Source organism: Azospirillum sp. UENF 211521 (assembly GCF_058780535.1).
Map to the genome: position 1 here is coordinate 2,407,937 of NZ_JBSNCF010000001.1, position 20,293 is coordinate 2,428,229.

The 20,293-nt window shown below is 67.8% G+C and carries 22 protein-coding genes and 1 tRNA gene; 7 read left to right on the forward strand and 16 right to left on the reverse strand.

The genetic code is table 11. The features are described from left to right. Nucleotides 1-186 precede the first annotated feature (186 nt). Genes cysC through ACWPN5_RS11330 form a run of 3 tightly spaced genes read right to left on the reverse strand, consistent with a single transcriptional unit; the run spans nucleotide 187 to nucleotide 3,608 of the window. Entirely contained in the window at nucleotides 187-2,061 is a 1,875-nt protein-coding gene (gene cysC, locus ACWPN5_RS11320; RefSeq protein ID WP_145686428.1) for an adenylyl-sulfate kinase, read from the reverse strand. Between the two features lie 18 nt (nucleotides 2,062-2,079). Further along, a complete protein-coding gene (gene cysD / locus ACWPN5_RS11325) occupies nucleotides 2,080-2,877 on the reverse strand; it encodes a sulfate adenylyltransferase subunit CysD (RefSeq protein ID WP_035674621.1) in 798 nt (265 codons plus the stop codon). Continuing rightward, nucleotides 2,874-3,608 (reverse strand): phosphoadenylyl-sulfate reductase, encoded by a 735-nt coding sequence (locus tag ACWPN5_RS11330; protein WP_145686430.1) that lies wholly within the window; start codon nucleotides 3,606-3,608, stop codon nucleotides 2,874-2,876. The genes cysD and ACWPN5_RS11330 overlap by 4 nt, the downstream gene beginning before the upstream one ends. Nucleotides 3,609-3,817: 209 nt before the next feature. Between ACWPN5_RS11330 and ACWPN5_RS11335 the strand changes: the two genes are divergently transcribed. The 5 genes from ACWPN5_RS11335 to ACWPN5_RS11355 are packed head-to-tail and all read left to right on the forward strand — an operon-like array spanning nucleotide 3,818 to nucleotide 7,755. After that, entirely contained in the window at nucleotides 3,818-4,375 is a 558-nt protein-coding gene (locus tag ACWPN5_RS11335; RefSeq protein ID WP_145686432.1) for a precorrin-2 dehydrogenase/sirohydrochlorin ferrochelatase family protein, read from the forward strand. Further along, nucleotides 4,372-5,196: a uroporphyrinogen-III C-methyltransferase gene (gene cobA / locus ACWPN5_RS11340; protein ID WP_145686439.1), complete on the forward strand. Its 825-nt coding sequence runs from the start codon at nucleotides 4,372-4,374 to the stop codon at nucleotides 5,194-5,196. The genes ACWPN5_RS11335 and cobA overlap by 4 nt, the downstream gene beginning before the upstream one ends. Nucleotides 5,197-5,220: 24 nt before the next feature. Then, nucleotides 5,221-5,547 (forward strand): DUF2849 domain-containing protein, encoded by a 327-nt coding sequence (locus ACWPN5_RS11345; RefSeq protein ID WP_247888350.1) that lies wholly within the window; start codon nucleotides 5,221-5,223, stop codon nucleotides 5,545-5,547. A 35-nt stretch (nucleotides 5,548-5,582) separates the two neighbouring features. Next, nucleotides 5,583-7,271 (forward strand): nitrite/sulfite reductase, encoded by a 1,689-nt coding sequence (locus ACWPN5_RS11350; RefSeq protein WP_492295432.1) that lies wholly within the window; start codon nucleotides 5,583-5,585, stop codon nucleotides 7,269-7,271. Then, a complete protein-coding gene (locus ACWPN5_RS11355; protein ID WP_145686451.1) occupies nucleotides 7,258-7,755 on the forward strand; it encodes a DUF934 domain-containing protein in 498 nt (165 codons plus the stop codon). Before ACWPN5_RS11350 ends, ACWPN5_RS11355 begins: the two co-directional genes overlap by 14 nt. Before the next feature lie 52 nt (nucleotides 7,756-7,807). Here ACWPN5_RS11355 and ACWPN5_RS11360 read toward each other — a convergent pair whose 3' ends face one another. After that, nucleotides 7,808-8,146 (reverse strand): hypothetical protein, encoded by a 339-nt coding sequence (locus ACWPN5_RS11360; RefSeq protein WP_492295433.1) that lies wholly within the window; start codon nucleotides 8,144-8,146, stop codon nucleotides 7,808-7,810. Nucleotides 8,147-8,436: 290 nt separating this feature from the next. Here ACWPN5_RS11360 and ACWPN5_RS11365 point away from each other — a divergent pair, with 290 nt between their 5' ends. Then, complete coding sequence (locus tag ACWPN5_RS11365; RefSeq protein WP_492295434.1) at nucleotides 8,437-10,188, forward strand: cation:proton antiporter domain-containing protein; 1,752 nt, start codon at nucleotides 8,437-8,439, stop codon at nucleotides 10,186-10,188. Nucleotides 10,189-10,328: 140 nt separating this feature from the next. Here the strand turns inward: ACWPN5_RS11365 and ACWPN5_RS11370 are convergent. The 8 genes from ACWPN5_RS11370 to ACWPN5_RS11405 form a co-directional block, all read right to left on the reverse strand. Further along, nucleotides 10,329-10,405 (reverse strand) — tRNA-Pro (locus ACWPN5_RS11370). Between the two features lie 85 nt (nucleotides 10,406-10,490). Next, nucleotides 10,491-10,994 carry a MerR family transcriptional regulator gene (locus ACWPN5_RS11375; RefSeq protein WP_200477582.1) on the reverse strand — a complete coding sequence of 168 codons (504 nt, stop codon included), beginning with the start codon at nucleotides 10,992-10,994 and terminating at the stop codon, nucleotides 10,491-10,493. A 40-nt stretch (nucleotides 10,995-11,034) separates the two neighbouring features. Beyond that, nucleotides 11,035-11,373 carry an integration host factor subunit alpha gene (locus tag ACWPN5_RS11380; protein ID WP_014240747.1) on the reverse strand — a complete coding sequence of 113 codons (339 nt, stop codon included), beginning with the start codon at nucleotides 11,371-11,373 and terminating at the stop codon, nucleotides 11,035-11,037. A 138-nt stretch (nucleotides 11,374-11,511) separates the two neighbouring features. Next, nucleotides 11,512-12,483, reverse strand: a complete 972-nt coding sequence (locus ACWPN5_RS11385; protein ID WP_014240746.1) for a beta-ketoacyl-ACP synthase III — start codon at nucleotides 12,481-12,483, stop codon at nucleotides 11,512-11,514. A 4-nt stretch (nucleotides 12,484-12,487) separates the two neighbouring features. Further along, on the reverse strand, nucleotides 12,488-13,540 hold the full coding sequence (gene plsX / locus ACWPN5_RS11390; RefSeq protein WP_145686486.1) for a phosphate acyltransferase PlsX: 1,053 nt from the start codon (nucleotides 13,538-13,540) through the stop codon (nucleotides 12,488-12,490). A gap of 49 nt (nucleotides 13,541-13,589) precedes the next feature. Further along, nucleotides 13,590-13,775 (reverse strand): 50S ribosomal protein L32, encoded by a 186-nt coding sequence (gene rpmF, locus ACWPN5_RS11395; RefSeq protein WP_014240744.1) that lies wholly within the window; start codon nucleotides 13,773-13,775, stop codon nucleotides 13,590-13,592. 105 nt (nucleotides 13,776-13,880) lie between these two features. After that, complete coding sequence (locus ACWPN5_RS11400; protein WP_145686488.1) at nucleotides 13,881-14,489, reverse strand: YceD family protein; 609 nt, start codon at nucleotides 14,487-14,489, stop codon at nucleotides 13,881-13,883. A gap of 132 nt (nucleotides 14,490-14,621) precedes the next feature. After that, nucleotides 14,622-15,185 (reverse strand): ubiquinol-cytochrome C chaperone family protein, encoded by a 564-nt coding sequence (locus ACWPN5_RS11405; protein WP_145686491.1) that lies wholly within the window; start codon nucleotides 15,183-15,185, stop codon nucleotides 14,622-14,624. A gap of 129 nt (nucleotides 15,186-15,314) precedes the next feature. Here ACWPN5_RS11405 and ACWPN5_RS11410 point away from each other — a divergent pair, with 129 nt between their 5' ends. Next, the gene (locus ACWPN5_RS11410; protein ID WP_145676631.1) at nucleotides 15,315-15,782 is read left to right on the forward strand and encodes an outer membrane protein assembly factor BamE; all 468 of its coding nucleotides are present in this window, start codon (nucleotides 15,315-15,317) and stop codon (nucleotides 15,780-15,782) included. A gap of 70 nt (nucleotides 15,783-15,852) precedes the next feature. On the opposite strand, the gene ACWPN5_RS11415 is transcribed toward ACWPN5_RS11410, so the two are convergent. From ACWPN5_RS11415 to nusB, 4 genes are all read right to left on the reverse strand, one after another. After that, nucleotides 15,853-17,955, reverse strand: a complete 2,103-nt coding sequence (locus tag ACWPN5_RS11415) for a sodium-translocating pyrophosphatase (protein WP_145686493.1) — start codon at nucleotides 17,953-17,955, stop codon at nucleotides 15,853-15,855. Nucleotides 17,956-18,160: 205 nt separating this feature from the next. Next, entirely contained in the window at nucleotides 18,161-18,619 is a 459-nt protein-coding gene (locus ACWPN5_RS11420; protein ID WP_145676634.1) for a hypothetical protein, read from the reverse strand. Nucleotides 18,620-18,708: 89 nt separating this feature from the next. Further along, nucleotides 18,709-19,731: a thiamine-phosphate kinase gene (gene thiL / locus ACWPN5_RS11425; protein WP_145686495.1), complete on the reverse strand. Its 1,023-nt coding sequence runs from the start codon at nucleotides 19,729-19,731 to the stop codon at nucleotides 18,709-18,711. After that, nucleotides 19,709-20,281 (reverse strand): transcription antitermination factor NusB, encoded by a 573-nt coding sequence (gene nusB, locus ACWPN5_RS11430; protein ID WP_145686497.1) that lies wholly within the window; start codon nucleotides 20,279-20,281, stop codon nucleotides 19,709-19,711. The genes thiL and nusB overlap by 23 nt, the downstream gene beginning before the upstream one ends. Between the last annotated feature and the right edge of the window lie 12 nt (nucleotides 20,282-20,293).

Sequence of the window (20,293 nt, forward strand, 5' to 3'; positions counted from 1 at the left end):
TCGCAGGAAATTGCCCGCCTATTTAGCACATCTCCTATCGGAAGGAAGAGCGAATTGCACATTATTGAATGATGAAATGCCCGATTTCACATAATGCGTCTCGCAATGTGAAATCCAATCCACCATAGGAAAAGCCCCTTCGCGGCGACGCGAAGGGGCTTTTTCCCGAACGGACGAGGGAAGCCGTTACACCCGGTCGCGCTTCAGGGCGTTCCGGCCGAACGCGCCGTCCACATAGTCGAGCAGTTCACCGAGCGCCTCCACCGGGGTGACCGCACCGGTGTCGATGGTCAGCTCCGCCGCCTCCGGAGCTTCGTAGGGGGCGGACACGCCGGTGAACTCCGGGATCTCCCCGGCGCGCGCCCGGCGGTACAGGCCCTTGGGATCGCGCGATTCGCAGGTGGCGAGATCGGCGGCCACATAGACCTCGTGGAAGCGCTCGCCGCCGATGGCCCGCGCCCGCGCCCGGTCGGCCTGGAGCGGCGAGATCAGCGAGGCGATGACCAGAACGCCGGCGTCCGCGAACAGCTTGGCCGTCTCGGCGACGCGCCGGATGTTCTCCGCCCGGTCCTCCGCCGAGAAGCCGAGCCCGGCGTTCAGCCCATTGCGCACATTGTCGCCGTCCAGCACGAAGACCTGCCAGCCGCGGTCGAACAGGGCACGCTCCAGCGCCATGGCCAGCGTGGACTTGCCGGCCCCGGACAGGCCGGTCAGCCAGAGGACGCCGCCCTTGTGGCCGTTGGCGGCGTTGCGCTCGTCCGCCGTGACGGCGTGCGACACCTCGGTCGTGTTGGCCGAGGCCGCGGGGCCCTCATCCACCTCGACGACGATGCAGCCGCCGACCACGTCGTGACCATCGATCAGCACGCCGCGCCCGGTCCGCGACAGCGCCGACGCGAGGTCGACGGCGATCGGCGAGCGGGAGCGCAGGACGACCTCGGCCACCTCGTTGCGGTGGACCGCCTTGGCCGGGGTGCTCGACAGGTCCTCGATGTCGATGACGGCGGTGATGCTCTCCACCGTCACGCGGTGCTCGCCCGTCGTGATCTTCAGCGTGTAGGTCTTGCCGACCGCCAGCGGCTCCGAGGTCAGCCAGAAGGCGCGGACGCCCAGCCGGTGGGTGACGTGCGGCGCCCCTTCCTCATGGTGCGCAACGTGGCCGCGCTCGGCGAAGATGCGCTTGTCCAGCGTGATGCCGATGCTCTGCCCGGCCTGGGCGGCGACGATGGGCTGGCTGTGGTTCCACCCCTCGATGCTGACCACCGTGGCGGTGGCGCCGGTCGGCGAGAAGCGCAGCGTGTCGCCGACGCGCAAGCGCCCGCTCTCGATGCGGCCCGCCAGGATGCGGCGGTCGTCGGGCTTGTAGACGTCCTGCAGCGGGAAGCGCAGCGGCAGTTCGGTCGGCGCCTGCTGCGGACGGAAGGCGTCCAGCGCCTCCACCACGGTCGGCCCCTCGTACCAGGGCGCCTTGTCGGAGCGGCTGACGATGTTGTCACCGTGGCGCGCCGCGATCGGAATCACCGTGGAGGTGTGCAGGCCGAGTTCCGCCAGATAGGCGCGGATCTCCTGCGAGACCGCCTCGAACCGGTACTGGTCGAAGTCGACGCGGTCCATCTTGTTGACGGCGACGGCCACTTGGCGCACGCCCAGCAGATGCAGCAGGAAGGCGTGGCGGCGCGACTGCTCCAGCGCGCCCTCGGCAGCGTCGATCACCAGCAGGGCGGCGTCGGCCTGCGAGGCGCCGGTCACCATGTTCTTCAGGAACTCGGTGTGGCCCGGCGCGTCGATGATGACGTAGGGGCGTTGCTCCGTCTTGAAGTGGATCTGCGTGGTGTCGATGGTGATTCCCTGGTCGCGTTCGGCCTGGAGCGCGTCCATCACGAAGGCCCATTCGAAGGGCATGCCGCGCTTGCGGCTCATCTCGTGGACCTGCTCCACCTTGCCGTCGGGCAGGCTGCCGGTGTCGTTCAGCAGGCGCCCGATCAGCGTCGACTTGCCGTGGTCGACATGGCCGACGATGACGATGCGGAGCTGGCCGTTCAATTCGTTCCGGATGTCCATGGTCCCAATCCCCGCTTCTTACATGTAGCCCGAGCTGCGCAGGCGCTCGAAGCTGTCCTCGGCCTCGTTGTCCATGGCGCGGCCGGCGCGCTCCGGAATGCGGGTCACGACCAGTTCGGCGATGATCTCGTCGATGGTGCCGGCGGTGCTGTCCACCGGGAAGGTGATGTTCTTCTCGCCCAGCGAGCGGTAGCGCTTGCCGTCCTTGGCGAAGTACAGCGGGACGATGGGAATCCCCTCGCGCTTGGAGTAGCGCCAGATGTCCAGCTCGGTCCAATGCAGCAAGGGGTGAATGCGGACGTGGGTGCCTTCGTCGAACCGGGTCTTGTAATGGTCCCAGAACTCCGCCGGTTGGTCCTTCACGTCCCAGTCGCCTTCCAGCGAGCGGGGCGAGAAGACGCGCTCCTTGGCGCGGGTCGCCTGCTCGTCGCGGCGGATGCCGACCATGATCCCCTGGTACTTGCCGGTGCGCAGGAGGTTCTTCAGCCCCTCCGTCTTGCGGGCGGCGGCGCGGGTCAGCGGCGGCAGGGTCTGGTCCATGTCCGCTTCCGGCGGGCACGCCTCCACCCGCAGGTCGAGGTCCCACTCCCCGGCGATGCGGTCGCGGAAGTCGTAGACCTCCTGCAGCTCCATCGCGGTGTCGAGCTGAACGACCGGGAACGGCACGCGCCCAAAGAACGCCTTGCGGCAGAGCCAGAGCAGGACGTTGCTGTCCTTTCCGATCGACCACAGCAGAGCCAGCTTGTCGATGCGGTTGTAGGCCTCGCGGAGGATGTAGATGCTCTGGCTCTCAAGGTAATCGAGATCGGCGGTCATTGTGCGGTTCCGGTCTTCTTGAAGGTGTGAATGCCGCATTCGGTCTTGGCGGTTCCGGCCCAGCGGCCCGACCGCGGGTCCGCACCGGGAGCGACGCGCTCGGTGCAGGTGAAGCAGCCGATGGACAGGAAGCCGTCGGCTTCAAGCGGGTGGCGCGGCAGGTTGCGCCGGGTGAATTCCTGCTCGATCCGCTCGCGGTCCCAGTGGGCCAGCGGGTTGATCTTGATGCGGCCCGTGCCCTCTTCCTCCTCGAACAGGGGAAGGGCGGAGCGCGTGGTGGCCTGGAAGCGCTTGCGCCCGGTCACCCAGGCGTCGAAGCCTTCCAGCGCGCGGTCGAGCGGCACGGTCTTGCGCAGATGGCAACAGGCGTCGGGCGAGCGGGTGAACAGCAGGCCGTCGGGGTCCGCCGCCGCCAGATCCGCGTCGGTCGGGCCGATGGTGCGCACCCCGGTCAGGCCCAGGGCGGCGATCAGCTTGTCGCGGTAGCGCAGGGTCTCACCGAACAACTTTCCCGTGTCGACGAAGACCACCGGGAAGGACGGATCGGCCTCCGCCGCCAAGGCGAGCAGCACCGCCGATTCCGTTCCGAAGGATGAAACGACAGCAACGCGACCGTTGAATTCATCGCGCAGAAGCGCGTTCAGAAGCACCGCCCCGTCCAACCGCCCATAGCGTTCGGTCAGGTCGGCCACGCGGTCGAATTTCACAGCACGAGCGAGTCCATCGAGCATGGCCTGTTTGCCTATCCACGAAGTGGAGTATTTGTTCTGAATTGCACATTAACACCAGTTTCACGTCGTTGCAATGCATATACATTGTCTACATGTATTATAGGTTTAAGCGAGTTTGTGAAATCTGTTGATTACACCCCGCCATCGCGCTTAAATGCGCCCATGATGTCTTTTCACGATGGCTTCGGTGTGCATTCCAGGGGGCGGCGATGATCCCGATCGCCCTTGACCCGGCGCATGCGCGGATTGCCCTGGTTGGCCAGGGACCGCTGGCGAAGCGCCGCCTTACGCAGCTGCGGGAAGGCGGCGCGGCACCGGCGGTCTATTCACCGGAACCGGATGCGGAATTGCTCGCCCTCGCGGGAGCGGCCCTGCGCCGCGCCCTGCCCTCGCCCGCCGACTTGGAGGGCGTGCAGGTGCTGTTCGTCGTCGGCATCGACGACCCAACCGCGGAGTCGCTGGCCCGTCAGGCACGCGACCGCAGCATCCTGGTCAATGTCGAGGATGTGATTCCGCTCTGTGATTTCCACGCGCCGTCTGTGATACGTCGCGGCGACCTTCTCATGACCGTCTCCACCGGGGGCAAAAGCCCGGCGCTGGCCCAGGTGCTCCGCGAACGGCTGGAGACGCTGTTCCCCGCCGTCTGGGCGGACCGGCTGGCGGAACTCGCCGCGCTCCGCGACCGCCTGCGCGCCACGGGCGCCAAGGGACCCGAGGTGCTGCGCGCCTGCCGGGATCTGATCGCCGCCAAAGGATGGCTGCCATGATCGCATCGTCTCTTCTGTCCCGTCTGCCCGCCTTTGAGCCGGGCAGCGTCTGGCTGGCCGGAGCCGGCCCCGGCGATCCGGGCCTGCTGACCCTGCTGGCCGCCAAGGCGCTGGGCGAGGCCGACGCCATCGTCCACGACGCGCTGGTCGGCGGCGGCATTTTGGAGGCCGCCAACCCCGACGCGCTGCTGGTGGACATGGGCAAGCGCGCCGGCCACCCCTCCCCCAAGCAGGAGGCGATCAACGCGCGGCTGGTGGATCTGGCGCGGGAAGGCCGGCGGGTGCTGCGGCTGAAGGGCGGCGACCCCTTCGTCTTCGGACGCGGCGGCGAGGAATGCCTGGCGCTGGCCGAGGCCGAGATTCCCTTCCGCGTGGTGCCCGGCGTCACCGCGGGGATTGGCGGGCTGGCCTACGCCGGCATCCCGGTGACCCACCGCGGCTTCGGCACCACCGCGACCTTCGTCACCGGTCACGACAAGGCCGGCGGCCTGCCCGCCGATCTGGACTGGGGCGTGTTGGCGCGGATGCCCGGCGCGCTGGTGTTCTACATGGCGCTGGGCACCATCGGGAACATCGCCGAGCGGCTCGAAGCCGCCGGCAAGCCGCCGATGACCCCGGTCGCCATCGTGTCGAGCGCCAGCACCGAGGCGCAGGACGTCATCGAGACCAATCTTGCCCATTGCGCGCGGGACGTCGTGCGGCTACAGGCCAAGCGCCCCGCGATCGTCGTGGTCGGCGAGGTCGTGCGGCTGCGCGCCCTGATCGGCGCGTGGCAGCAGACCACCGGCCAGAACCCGTTTCCCATCGCCGTGTCGGCGTGAGCGTTCGTTTTAGGAGTTGAAGGCATGGCGTTGAGCGACAAGTCCAGGAACGAGGCGGTGCTGAAGGCCATCACCGCCAACCGCCTGCGCGACGGCGAGGTGATCTTCCTCGCCCCCGGGTCCGGCTGGGTGGAGCGTCTGGACGACGCCGCCCTGTTCGAGGACTCCGCCGCCGAAACCGCCCTGGCCGCCGCCAAGGCGCAGGCGGAGGGTGAGCAGTTCGCCGTGGACGTCTACACCTTCGACCTGCGCGTCGTGGACGGGCAGCGGGTGCCGGTCAAGACGCGCGAGCGCATCCGGGCGCTCGGCCCCACCGTCCGCATCGATCTCGGCAAGCAGGCTGCGGCCTGAACCGGGCGGCCACTTTTTTGACAAGGGCGAGTTCCATGAACCACATCGCGCCCGGCCGCAACGCCGGGGTCTACAGCTACGACGACATCGACCGCCGCTTCGTCGCGGAGCGCGTGGAGCAGTTCCGCGCCCAGGTCGAGCGCCGCCTGTCCGGCGAGCTGACGGAGGACGAGTTCAAGCCCCTGCGGCTGATGAACGGCCTCTACCTCCAGCTCCACGCCTACATGCTGCGCATCGCCGTTCCCTACGGCGTCCTGACCGCGCAACAGCTCCGCAAGCTGGCCGAGATCGGGCGCAAGTACGACAAGGGCTACGGCCACTTCACCACCCGCCAGAACCTTCAGTTCAACTGGATCAAGCTGGAGGACACCCCGGCCATCCTGCACGAGCTGGCCGAGGTGGACATGCACGCGCTGCAGACCAGCGGCAACTGCGTGCGCAACGTCACCACCGACCAGTTCGTGGGTGCCGCGCGGGACGAGGTGGTGGACGGGCGCGTCTACGCCGAGATCCTGCGGCAGTGGACGACCCTGCACCCCGAATTCACCTTCCTGCCGCGCAAGTTCAAGATCGCCATCATGGGGTCGGACGCCGACCGCGCGGCCATCCGCGTCCATGACGTCGGCGTCTTCGCCAAGCGCAACGAGCGGGGCGAGGTCGGCTTCACCTTCTACGTCGGCGGCGGCCTCGGCCGCTCGCCCTTCATCGGCAAGCTGGTCCGCGACTGGGTGCCGGAGGAGGACTTCGTCGCCTATCTCGAAGCCATCCTGCGCGTCTACAACCAGTACGGCCGGCGCGACAACATCTACAAGGCGCGCATCAAGATCCTCGTCCACGAGCTGGGCCAGGAGAAGTTCACCCAGGAGGTGGAGGAGGAGTTCGCCCGCCTGCGCGGTCCGAAATACCGCCTCGCCCCGGAGGTCGTCGACGAGATCCGCCGCCGCTTTGGTGGCCCGGCCTACGAAACGCTGACCGACGAGCCGGAGTCCTTCCAGGCCGCCAAGGCCGCGAACCCGGACTTCGCCCGCTGGGTGGCGGTCAACGTGCTGGCCCACAAGGTTCCCGGCTACGCCGCCGCCACCATCTCTCTGAAGCCCGCCGGCGGCATCCCCGGCGACGCCACGTCGGAGCAGATGGAGCTGATCGCCGATCTGGCCGACGCGCACAGCTTCGGCGAACTGCGCGTCAGCCACGCCCAGAACCTCGTGCTGGCCCATGTCCGGCAGGATGAACTTTTCACCCTGTGGACGGCGCTGGAGGCCAACGGGCTGGGCACGCCGAACGCCGGGCTGATCGGCGACATCATCGCCTGCCCCGGCCTCGACTACTGCGCGCTGGCCAACGCCCGCTCGATCCCGCTGGCACAGGCCATCTCGGCCCGCTTCGCCGACCCGGCGCGCCAGCAGACCATCGGCGAGCTGGGCATCAAGATCAGCGGCTGCATCAACGCCTGCGGCCACCACCATGTCGGCGCCATCGGCATCCTCGGCGTGGATAAGAAGGGCGAGGAATTCTACCAGATCACCGTCGGCGGCGACCCGACCCTGACCACGGCCATCGGCGACATCCTCGGCCCGGCGGTGACCGCCGACGAGACGGTGGACGCCATCGAGGCCATCGTCGATGTCTATCTGTCCAACCGGCACGACGGGGAGCGCTTCATCGACACGCTGAAGCGTGTCGGCCACGGCCCGTTCAAGGAGAGAGTCTATGCCGCTCATTAAGGACGGCCGCATCGTCGAGGACGACTGGGTCGCGGTCGCCGACGGCGAGCCGGTCCCCGCCGACCGCCCCGCCATCGTCACCTTCGAGCGCTGGCAGGCGGAGCGCGCGAGCTTCGACGGACGCAACGCGGCGCTCGGCGTCCGGGTCAAGAGCGGAACACTGGCCCCGGCCATCGCGCCGGACCTGGACCGCTTCGCCCTGGTGGCGATCGAGTTCCCCAAGTTCCGCGACGGCCGCGGCTTCTCCACGGCGCGCGAGCTGCGGGAGCGCTTCGGTTATCAGGGTGAGATCCGGGCGGTCGGGCACGTCATTCCCGACCAGTACCGCTTTCTCCTGCGCACCGGCTTCACCTCCGCCGAGGCGCCGGAAAACACCAACCCGGAGAGCTGGGCGCACGCCCTGACGGAGATCACCGTCGCCTTCCAGCCGTCGCTGGACGACCCGCAGCCGCTGTCGCTCCTGCGCCGCCGCCTCGGGTCCTGACACGCATCTCGCCGCGCCCGCCTTCCGAAGAGGGGAGCGGGCGCGGCGCGGTTCACAGTCCGCCGAACAGCCAGTAGAGCCCGGCCGCCGCCGCCGCCGCGATCGCCGCCAGCACACCGCCGACGGTGCGCCGCAACCGGGCCTCGCGCCGCTCGACCTCCTGGCGCTTCTTCAGCAGATACTGCTGCTCGGGCCCGAGAAACGCCCCCGAGTCGCCATCCAAGGACAGGGCGCGCTTCGCCACGCTCCGGCCGCGCGCCGCGGGAGCCGTCCGGACCGGCGGTCGCGCCGTCCGCCCCTCCAGAACCATCGATTCGCCCGCCAGCGGACGCCCCGTGCCCGGACGACCCCGGCCCGCCTTCCTGGATGCCTTGCGTCTTTTGCTCGCCATGCTCCTCACCTCACCGTCGCCCGGCGAAGCATAGCGGCCCCGCCCTGCTTATCCACCCCTTGATCACGGCGGGCCAGCAAGGTCACACCGCCTTTTCCACCCCGCGCCGAATCATTGGGCAATTGAGGGGAATTCGCGCAAATCGCGTTTCAGTTCCCGAAAAAAGCAAGCGCGAGACTGGAAAAAATCCCGACGACACCGCCCACAGGCACCAGCAAAATCCGTACTATGCGGCATCGCGCCGATGCAGCCAGGATTCTCGCATGTCCCATGACGTTCCGCTTATTTCAATGATCGCCATCGCATTCGGGTTGGCCTTCATCTTCGGATACCTCGCCGACCGCATTCGCTTGCCTCCCCTCGTCGGTTATCTGCTCGCCGGTGTCATCATCGGTCCCTTCACGCCGGGCTTCGTTGCCGATGGTGCCCTGGCAGCGCAGTTGGCCGAAATCGGCGTCATTCTGCTGATGTTCGGTGTCGGTCTTCATTTCTCGCCCTCGGACCTGTTGGCAGTCCGGAAGATCGCCGTTCCCGGCGCGGTCGGCCAGATTGGCCTCGCCACCGCGCTGGGCGTCGGGCTGGCCTGGCTGTGGGGCTGGAGTCTCGGCGCCGGTCTTGTGCTGGGCCTCAGCCTGTCGGTGGCGAGCACGGTCGTGCTGCTGAAGGCGCTGGAAGAGCGCGACATGCTGAACACCGCCGAAGGCCGCGTGGCGGTCGGCTGGCTGATCGTCGAGGATCTCGCGATGGTTCTGGCGCTCGTGCTGCTGCCGGCCCTGGCGGAGGTCCTGGGCGGCCACGCGCCGGGCGCCGCTGGGGGCGCCGCTGGGGGTCATGGCGGCGGGTCCGACGGGCCGATCTGGCTCACCCTGGCCCTGACGCTGGGCAAGGTGGCGGCCTTCTCCGTTCTGGCGATCGTGCTCGGCCCGCGCGTCGTCCCGGTGATCCTGACCAACGTGGCGCGCACCGGCTCGCGCGAGCTGTTCACCCTGTCGGTCCTGGCCATCGCGCTCGGCGTCGCCTACGGCTCGGCGGTGCTGTTCGGCGTGTCCTTTGCGCTGGGCGCCTTCTTCGCCGGCGTGGTGCTGAACGAGTCGCGCTTCAGCCACAAGGCGGCCACCGATTCGATGCCGCTGCAGGACGCTTTCGCCGTTCTGTTCTTCGTGTCGGTCGGCATGCTGTTCGACCCGTCGATCCTCCTGCGCGACCCGCTGGCGGTGATCGCCGTGGTGGCCCTGATCGTGATCGGCAAGTCGCTGATCGCCTTCGGCATCGTGATCCTGCTGCGTTTCCCGGTGGGCATGGGTCTGGCGGTGTCGGCCAGCCTCGCGCAGATCGGCGAGTTCTCCTTCATCCTCGTCGGGCTGGGCCTGTCGCTCGGCCTGCTGCCGGAGGAAGGGCGCGACCTCGTGCTGGCCGGGGCGCTGCTGTCGATCACGCTGAACCCGGCGGTCTTCGCGGCGGTCGCGGCGCTGCGCAAGCATCTCCAGGCCAAGCGCGCCCCCGGAGTGCCGCCTTATGGCTGGGAGCAGTTCGAGCAGCTCCAGAGCAGCCTCGCCGACGCCCGCCATCAGGCGGAGGAGCGCGAGAAGGAGCACGACCTGCAGATCCAGGCGCTGGCCAAGACCTTCCCCGTGCTGTCCCTGCTGGACGCCCACGAGCAGGAGCGGCTGATGATGCTGTTCCGGCCCAAGTCGGCGGTGCCGGGCGAGCGGATCATCCGCAAGGGCGACCGCGCCAACGCCATGTACTTCATCGCCTCCGGCGCCGTGGAGGTGCTCATGGACGGCCATACCATCCGCCTGGGCGCCGGCACGATGTTCGGCGAAATGGCTCTGCTGAGCGGCCAGCGACGCAACGCCGACGTCGCCGCGGTCGACTACTGCCAGTTCCAGGTGCTGGAGCGGCGCGACTTCAACCAGTTCACCGCCCGCCACCCGGCGCTGCGCACCGCCCTGATCGACATGGCCGCGCAACGGCGCAAGATGAACCAGCAGGACGCCGCCACCGACGGGGCCGTGGCCGCGTCGGAGAGCGCCGCCTGAACGGACGCGCGTTGCAACGGAATCGCCGCCGGCCCTTTCCGCAAAGGCCCGGCGGCTTCCGCGAACCGGTCGTTGGAGAAAAGCAAAAGAAAAGGCCTTGGAGCCGATCAGCTCCAAGGCCTTTTCATCTTCCAGAACATTGGTCGGAGCGACAGGATTTGAACCTGCGACCCCCAGACCCCCAGTCTGATGCGCTACCAGGCTGCGCTACGCTCCGTTCGACGGACCGCCCTTCGTTCTGGAAGGGAGCGGGACTATAGCCGGGACCTTGGTCCAACGCAAGCGCTACAGTTCACTTTTTTTCACACCTCTCGAATTTCTTTTTCCTCTCCCAAAGCGAGCAGAAGGCGCGCTTCCTTCAACTCGTCAAGCGCCTGGGCGATGGCCTGCCGGATGGTGTCCGACAGGCCATCGAGCGCAACGACCGGAGCGCCCTCCTCCCCGCCGAGCGAGGGCATGGCCGCTTCAATAGGAACGGCCTCGAAGGTGTCGGGGACATCCGGTTCGTCCGGCGTCTCCTCCATCCTCCGGGCCTCCGGATCGTCGTCCACCTTCCCGTCCTTCAGGAGGCGCTGGACACCCTTGATCGTGTAGCCCTCGCCATACAGCAGGTTCTGAATCTGCCGCAGAAGGTCCACGTCTTCCGGGCGGTAGTAGCGCCGCCCCCCACCGCGCTTGAGCGGGCGGAGCTGCGGGAACTTGCCCTCCCAGAAACGCAGCACATGCTGCGGCACGTCCAGGTCGGACGACACCTCGCTGATCGTGCGGAACGCCGTGGCGGACTTCGTGGGGCCGCGCGCCTTCATGTCCGGAAAACCCTTGTTGTCGACCGCTCCGTGAGGCGGATCAGGAAACCGCCTTCACGCGCTGCGCTTCGGCTTCCTCCGCCTCGACGACCTCGTTGATGCGGTTCTTCAGGACATGGCTCGCCCGGAAAACCAGGACGCGCCTGGGCAGGATCGGAACCTCTTCGCCGGTCTTCGGGTTGCGGCCGACCCGCTGCCCCTTCTGCCGGATCTGGAAACTGCCGAAGGATGAGATCTTGACCATCTCGCCGCGGGCCAGGGCGTCGGAGATCTCCTCCAGAACGCTCTCGACCAGATCGGCGGATTCGTTGCGCGACAGGCCGACCTCTTGGTAGACCGCTTCGCTGAGCTGCGCGCGGGTAACGGTGTTCTGTGACATGGTTCGCTTCCCCCCCGAAACCATAGGGGAAAAACCGTAATCCGGGGAAAGAACCCGGTCAATTCAAAAGCTTGGATCGCGTCGTCGTGAGCGGTACCGCAAACGCGGCCCGTTGGGGAGGCAAAGCGGCTTTGCCGCTTACCAGCGCACCATCGCGGCGCCCCAGGTCAGGCCGCCGCCGATGGCCTCCATGAGGATCAGGTCGCCGCGCTTCACGCGGCCGTCATGCACCGCCTCGCACAGCGCCAGCGGGATCGAGGCGGCGGAGGTGTTGCCGTGGCGGTCCACCGTCAGCACGACCTTGTCGGACGGCAGCTTCAGCTTGCGGGCGATGCCGTCGATGATCCGCTGGTTGGCCTGGTGCGGCACCAGCCAGTCCACCGCCGACGGCTCCAGACCGTTGGCGGCCAGGGCCTCCTCGACGACCGAGGACAGCTTGCTGACGGCGTGGCGGAACACGTCCTGGCCGTTCATCCGCACATGCCCGGCCGTGCCGGTGGTCGACGGCCCGCCGTCGACGTAGAGCAGCCCGTACTGGGCGCCGTCCGAATGGAGGTGGGTCGACAGCACGCCGCGGTCCGCCGACGTTCCGGCGGCGTCGTAGCCGTCCATCACCACGGCCCCGGCGCCGTCGCCGAACAGGACGCAGGTGGTGCGGTCCTTCCAGTCGAGCAGCCGGGAGAAGGTCTCCGCGCCGATGACCAGGGCGCGGTTGGCCTGCCCAATGCGGATGAAGTTGTCGGCGATCGACATCGCGTAGACGAAGCCGGCGCACACCGCCTGGATGTCCAGCGCGAAGCCCTTGGTCCCCAGCGCCGCCTGCACCTTCGTCGCGGTGGCCGGGAAGGTGTTGTCCGGAGTCGTCGTCGCCAGCACGATGCAGTCGATGCTGGCGGCGTCCACCCCGGCATGCTCCAGCGCGCGGGTCGCCGCGGCGATGGCGAGGTCGGAGGTCAGTTCCCCGTCGGCGGCGATGTGGCGCGACTTGATGCCGGTGCGCTGGACGATCCACTCGTCCGAGGTGTCCACACGGGCTTCGAGATCGCGATTCGTGACGACGTTGGCCGGGAGATAGGAACCGCAGCCGAGAACTCGGGAACGCTTGACCATGATGTTAGACCGCCGCCGCCTTCGTGTCGGGAAGAGGCTTGGCGTCGCCGAGACGCTGCATCTCTTCCTTGATTCGGTCGTTGAAACCGTTTGCCGCCAGATTGTAGGCCACACCGATGGCGTTGGCGAACCCGATGGCGTCGGTGCCCCCGTGGCTCTTCACGCAGACGCCGCGCAGCCCCAGGAACATGGCGCCGTTGTAGCGGCGCGGATCGGTGCGCTGCTTCAACCGCTTGAAGGCCCCGCGGGCCAGCAGATAGCCGAGACGCGCCGTCCAGGAGGACTGGAACGTCCGGCGCAGGAACTCCGTGAAGAGCTTCGCCGTGCCTTCGGCGGTCTTCAGGGCGACGTTGCCGGTGAAGCCGTCGGTCACGATCACGTCCACCGTGCCGGTGGCGATGTCGTTGCCCTCGACGAATCCATGGAAGCGCCCGGGGAGCGGCATCTCGCGCAGACGGGTCGCGGCGGCGCGCACCACCTCGTTCCCCTTCACCTCTTCCGAACCGATGTTCAGCACGCCGATCGTCGGCTCGGACAGGCTCAGCGCGGTGCGCGCGAAGACCGCGCCCATCACGGCGAACTGCACGAGGTTCTCGGGCTGGCATTCGGTGTTGGCGCCGAGGTCGAGCATGACGCTCTCCCCCCGCAGGGTCGGGAAGAAGGAGGCGATGGCCGGGCGGTCGATCCCGGGAATCGTCTTCAGCACGAACTTGGCCATGGCCATGAGCGCGCCGGTGTTGCCGGCGGATACGACGCAGGCGGCTTGCCCGCCCGCCACCGAATCGATGGCGAGGCGCATGCTCGACTGACGCCCGGCGCGCAACGCGACCGACGGCTTGGCGTCGCCGGCCACGGCGTCCGGGGTGTGACGCACCTCGGCCACCGCTCTCAGGGCGGGTCGCTGCGCAAGCAGCGGCTCGATGCGGGCGGTGTCCCCGAACAGCAGGTAATGCACCTGCGGGTGACGCTCGCGGGCGATATCCGCCCCGGCAATCACCATGTCGGGTCCTTTGTCACCGCCCATGGCATCAAGGGCAATGGTCAGGCGCTGGCTCACCGCGGACAGGCTCCCTGGCTAGGACGTAGGGCGGCCAACCAAACCGCCATCAGGCCGCCGGAGCGCTCTGAACCACTTCGCGCTGGTCGTAGTGACCGCAGGAACCGCAGACATGGTGCGGACGCTTCAGCTCGCCACAGTTCGAGCACTCGGCGTAGGACGAGGTCGGGAGAGCGTGGTGCGAGCGACGCATGTTGCGGCGCGACTTGGAGGTCTTCTTCTTCGGAACAGCCATGGCCGTAAACTCTCTTCATTGTAAAAGGCGGCCCGAAGAGGGGCCGCCTGACGCGAGCGGCATTCAATACGGCAATTGCCCCCGAAGGGCAAGCCCGTTCCGCCCTCAATTCTGTCGTTTCAGACGTTCCAGCACGGCGAACGGGTTCGGCTTCTCCGGATCGGCGGCGGCATCATCATCGGCGGGGGCCGGGGCCTCCTCCTCCTCTTCGCCTTCGTTGTATCCGTCGAACGCCACGCCTTCTGCATGAGGATAGGGGTCGAGCGCCAGGGACAAATGCTGGGCGGTCAGTTCGCCGATGTCGATGCGCCCGTTGGTCATGGCCTCCGGGATGTCCTCCTCGGCGATGTTCGGGTCGATCTCGATCTCGTCGTCCTCGCTGGGAACCAGCGACTCCGGAGCGAACAGAGCGCCGAAGCGGTCGGAAACCTGGGCCGGCACCGGCTCCAGCGTGATGACGCAGGTCTGCACCACGTCGGCCTCCAGCTCTCCCTCGACGCGCACCATCTGGTCGCCGCGCACGGAACGCAGGCGGACCCGGGCGGTCAGCCGCCGGATTTCCTCCAACTCGAACCGCTCGGCCAACGCCTTGCGCTCGGCTTCCGTCGCCTCGATCGTTTCGACCAGGTCGCCGTCGCGATGGACGGCCTCGGCGCGGACGATGCGCGAGAACTCCGGCGCGGGGCCGGCGGAAGGCTGGGTCGTGTTGCGCATGTCAGGCAATTCCTTGTCACAGCGCCCATTCTTCAGCGGGCGCCTTCGTCTCACTGTCAGATGAATTCGGACGCCGGGAAAGGCAAGCCCATTCGGCGCCCCCCTATAGAAGAAGAGACTCGACGGACTCGGTCAATCCGCCCCGGCGCCGGGCGGCGGACCGAAGCGCACCTCCCCGGCCATGAGCGACTCCAGCGGCTGCGCCTCCAGCCCGGCGGCCTCGCGCCGGACATAGGCGGCCATGACGGCCAGCCGGTGCGGCGGCACATCCGATGCGGTGCCATAGACGTTGTTGTCGAGGGCGACCTCCAACGCCGCGGCGTTGTCACCGGCGTCCGAGGCGGCGAGCGCGCGGTCGTAGACCTCGATCCGGCCGGCGATGCCGCGGGCCATGGTCTTGATGCGCCGCCCGACTCCGCTGTCGCCCACCCCCTGCTCCATCAGCGACTTCTCGAAATGGTCGATCATCGCCTCGAAGAGCAAGCGCGAGCGGTCCGCGGCGGCGGCCCCCTGCCCCTTCAGGCGGCGCATCACCAAGAAGACATGAAGCACCACCATGTCGAAGCGGCCATCCAGCGTGTCGGGAACGCCAAGGTCACGGTAAAAGCCCGGCAGGCGGGCCTGCGCCGCGATCGTGAGATAGAAATCGGCGACGGCGCGGGCTTCACGCCGACGCCGGAACAGGCGGTCAAGCACGGTTTCTCTCTCGCTCGGAGTTTCGTTGACAGGACAAACCGCGTGATGCGATTGTCCCGCCATTGCGGGCGGAATCCGGCCTGCCGCTCGAGTCCGGCGGTCCGCCCGCGCCATCATAGCCTGAGCACCATGACGAGATCGATTCCTTCGGCGCTGTGCGCCTTCGCCTTTCTGGGTCTCGCCGTCTCCGCGTGCTCGCCCACCGTGGCGACCCGTGGCAACATGGCGGACCCCGACCGCATCGCCGAGATCAAGGCCGGCCAGTCGCGGCGGGAGGATGTGGCGGACATCCTCGGCACGCCGACTTCCGTGGGAACCTTCGACCAGAATGTCTGGTACTACATCGGCCAGAAGACGGAAAAGCTCGCCTTCTTCGAGCCGAGCGTGATGGAGCGCCGCGTCGTCGTGGTCCATTTCGACGACGCCGGCGTGGTGAAGGAGATGAAGCAGCTCGACGCGGCCGACGGCCAGCGGGTCGACATCGTCGACCGCAGCACGCCCACCGCGGGACGCGAGCTTAGCCTGCTGGAGCAGATGCTCGGCAACGTCGGTCGTTTCTCCGCCAAGGATTCGCGGAACCGCGGTCCCGGCCGCTGACGCCGAACGGTCTTCCGAGACAAAAAAAGCCCCGCTTCCGCGGGGCTTTTCTTTTTGTGCCGATCGGGTATCAGCCAATCTGGGCGAGGATCGCCAGCAACAGGATCGCCACGATGTTGGTGATCTTGATCATCGGGTTGACCGCCGGGCCGGCGGTGTCCTTGTACGGGTCGCCGACGGTGTCGCCGGTCACCGCCGCCTTGTGCGCGTCGGAACCCTTGCCGCCGTGGTTGCCCTCCTCGATGTACTTCTTGGCGTTGTCCCAGGCACCGCCGCCCGAGGTCATCGAGATGGCGACGAAGATCCCGGTCACGATGGTGCCCAGCAGCATGGCGCCCAGCGCGGCGAAGGCCTGCGCCTGGCCGGCGATGGCGGCGATCACGATGTACAGCACCACCGGCGCCAGCACCGGCAGGAGCGACGGGATGATCATCTCCTTGATGGCGGCGCGGGTCAGCATGTCGACGGCGCGGCCATAGTCGGGCTTGGCGGTGCCTTCCATGATGCCGCTGATCTCGCGGAACTGGCGGCGGACTTCCACCACCACCGAACCGGCGGCGCGTCCGACCGCGGTCATGCCCATCGCCCCGAACAGGTAAGGCAGCAGGCCGCCGATCAGCAGCCCGACGACCACATAGGGATCGTCCAGGCGGAACTCGACGGTCACGTTCGGGAAATAATGCTTCAGGTCCTGCACATAGGCGGCGAACAGAACCAGCGCGGCGAGACCGGCGGAGCCGATGGCGTAGCCCTTGGTCACTGCCTTGGTGGTGTTGCCGACGGCATCCAGCGCGTCGGTCGTCACGCGGATGTCCTTGGGCATGTCGGCCATTTCCGCGATGCCGCCGGCGTTGTCGGTCACCGGTCCGTAGGCGTCGAGCGCCACCACCATGCCGGCCAGAGCGAGCATCGTGGTCGCGGCGATGCCGATCCCGAAGATGCCGGCCTGCCCGTAGGCGATGATGATGCCGACGCAGATGACCAGCACGGGAAGCGCCGTCGCCTCCATCGAGACCGCCAGCCCCTGGATCACGTTGGTGCCGTGCCCCGTCTCCGACGAGCGGGCGACGCTGCGCACCGGGCGGAAAGCGGTGGAGGTGTAATATTCGGTGATCCACACCAGGAGGCCGGTCACGCCCAGCCCGACCAGCGACGATATGAACAGGTTGCCGCCCGTGACGTAGCCGCCGCTGTTCAAGGGAATCGGCCGGGTGAAGCCGAACATGATCGCGGTCACGATCAGGATCAGCACCAGCGAGATGCCCGCGGTGGCCGCCAGCCCCTTGTAGAGGGCGGCCATGATGTTGTTGTTGCTGCCCAGCTTCACGAAGAAGGTGCCGGCGACGGAGGCGGCGATGCAGACCGCACCGATGACCAGCGGGTAGACGAGCAGCAGGCGGATCACCTCGCCCGAAAAGAAAATCGCCGCCAGCAGCATGGTGGCGACGATGGTGACGGCGTAGGTTTCGAAGAGGTCGGCGGCCATCCCGGCGCAGTCGCCGACGTTGTCGCCCACATTGTCCGCGATCACCGCGGGGTTGCGGGGGTCGTCCTCCGGAATGCCGGCCTCGACCTTGCCCACCAGATCGGCGCCGACGTCGGCCCCCTTGGTGAAGATGCCGCCGCCGAGCCGCGCGAAGATCGAGATCAGCGAGGCGCCGAAGCTGAGGGCGACCAGGGCCTCCAGCACGGCGCGGACCTGGATCGGGTCGGTCACGCGGTAGATCATCGTCAGGATGCCGTAATAGACCCCCACCCCCAGCAGGCCCAGACCGACCACCAGCATGCCGGTGATCGCGCCCGCCTTGAAGGCGATGTCCAGCGCCGGAGCCAGGCCCTGGGTCGCCGCCTGGGCGGTGCGCACGTTGGCCCGCACCGACACGTTCATCCCGATGTAGCCGGCGGCCCCCGACAGGACCGATCCGATCAGGAAGCCGATGGCCACATGAAGGCCGAGGAAGGCGCCGAGGATGACGAGAAGCACCACGCCGGCGATGGCGATGGTGGTGTACTGGCGATTCAGATAGGCTCGGGCGCCCTCCTGCACGGCCGCAGCGATTTCCTGCATGCGGTCGGAACCGGCGGAGGCCGCCATGACTTGCTTGCCCGCGTGGTACCCATACGCCAGGGCCAACAGGCCACTGGCGATGATGATGACGAACGCTGCTGCCATCGGTTCCCCCAAATTCTTATGGTTTCGGGCCCGATTACCGCCTTGTCGTGAAAACGACCCGTACAAACGAAGGTGGATGACGGGCGAGTTGTTCACGAAAAGGATGCCGAAGAGAAGGGCACAATGCAACAGCCGCCACGCCCGAATAGGCGCGGCGATTTGGCCGAGGCGCTCCTGACTTTCGGGTAGGCTTTTTTCAGAACGGTTACAAATTGCGCTGTGTAACCACCTGAACAAGAACATTTTGCACCACCCCCTCCCCCACGACTTTCGCGGCGGCGGCGGCGAGTTTTTCTTTTACGGCAATGATGTTGACCAAGTTGCCGGTCATCACCGACCGGTCGTCCACCGCCGCATAAAGGGCCGACAGGCAGCGGTCGTAGACGAGCGGCTGGCGGGCCTGGACGAAAGGAACCTTGTCGAGAACGACCTCCAGCGTGACGACCACGGTCACGAACTGCTCGACCTTCTGCGTGCCGATGGCCGGAACGACCAGGGGGGCCATGCGGACGAAGCCGGTCGGCGGCTTGGGCGGCGGTTCCTCCTTCTTGGGAGCCGATTCGCCATGCTCGACGAAATACTTGTTGTAGATCATCCAGCCGCCGAAGCCCGCGCCGCCCAGCAGCAGCAGGCCCAAAACCAGCAATATGACGGCCTTGATCACGCCAACCCTTTCCCGGAAACGGAACGGGTCGAGCCTAGTGCCGCCCTGCTTTCGATTGCGTTAAGCGGAGTCGCGGGGCCGCCCCGCCGTCAGAAATGGTCCCAGCCGCGAGTCGGCAGGTCGAGTCTTCGCCCCTGTGCGTCGGTCACCGTGACCTCGCCCGCCGGCCCGTCCAGCAGATGACCGATCGCGGTCACCGGCACACCGGTCTCCGCCGACAGGGCGGCGAGCGCCGGGGCGGCATCCTCCGGGGCGGTGAAGAGCAGTTCGTAATCGTCGCCGCCGGTCAGCGCCATGGCGAAGCGCACCGGATCGTCGCCGATCACCGACCGCGCGGCGCCCGACAGGGGCACGCGATCCGAGTCCAGAGCCGCGGCGCAGCCCGATTCCTCGCAGAGATGGCCGAGATCCGCGACCAGACCGTCGGAGACGTCGAGACAACCGGTCGCCAGCCCGACCAGACGCGGCCCCAGCGTGGTCCGCGGATCGGGCCGCCGCAGGCGCGCCAGCAGAACGGCGCGCGCCGAGTCGTCGGCCACCTCCAGCGTTCCGTAGGCGATCCGCAGGCCGAGCGCCGCGTCGCCGATGCTGCCGGTGACGTAGACTCGATCGCCGGGGCGTCCGCCCCAGCGCGGCACGGCCCCGCCCTTCGGCACCAGACCGAAGGCGGTCACCGACAGGGTGATGGGTCCTGAGGTCGAGACCGAGTCGCCGCCCGCGAGCGCGATGCCGAACCGGGCCTGATCCTCGCCCAGCCCGGCTGCGAAGCCGGCCAGCCAGTCCTCGCCCACCGTCTTCGGCAGGGCGGTGACCAGCGTGTAGGCGTAGGGGGCCGCCCCCATGGCGGCGAGGTCCGACAGGTTGGTGCGCAGCAGCTTCGCGGCGATGTCGGCGGGTGCGTCGTCGGGAAAGAAATGGACGCCGGCAACCATGGCGTCCGTGGTGACGACCAGTTCCTGGTCCGCCGGCACGCCGAACACGGCGGCGTCGTCGGCGAGCCCGCGGGCGCCCGGAAAACCGGACGCCAGCGGCCTGAAATAGCGGTCGATCCGCCCGAACTCGCCGAGCGGCCTACCGGCTTCGGACGAGCTAGCGGTCTTTGGGCTGGTCACGGCTGGGGTCCGGCTGGGCCAGCTCGTCCGGCCGCAGCGCACGGGCCACGTGGTCGAGCACGCCGTTCACCATGCCCGGCTCGCGCGCCGCGAAGAAGGCGTGCGCCACATCCACATACTCGCTGATGAGGATGCGCGGGTGCGTGTCGTTGTGGACGAACAGCTCGTAGGCGCCGGCCCGCAGGATGGCGCGCATCAGGAGTTCCAGGCGGTCGAGCGCGTAGCGCGGCTCCAGAGCCGAGGCCAGCATGCCGTCCACTTCCGTCCGGCGGTGCGCGGCGCCGCGGACGATGTCGGCGAACAGCTGCGGGTCGGCGGAGACGAACTTCGCCCCGTCAATCTCCTCGCCCAGCCGGTGATTGATGAATTCACCGATCACGGATTCCACGGCGATGCCGGTCGGTTCGATCTGGTTCAGGTCGATCTGGTACAGGGCCTGAACGGCGGCAAGGCGCGCGGCCTTGCGCCGGGCCTTGGCCGATCCGCCACCCGTCCGGTTCCGGGAGCCGCGCTTCTGTTTCGCGCGGCCAGCCGCGTCGTCGTTGCTCATGTTGCTCAGTCT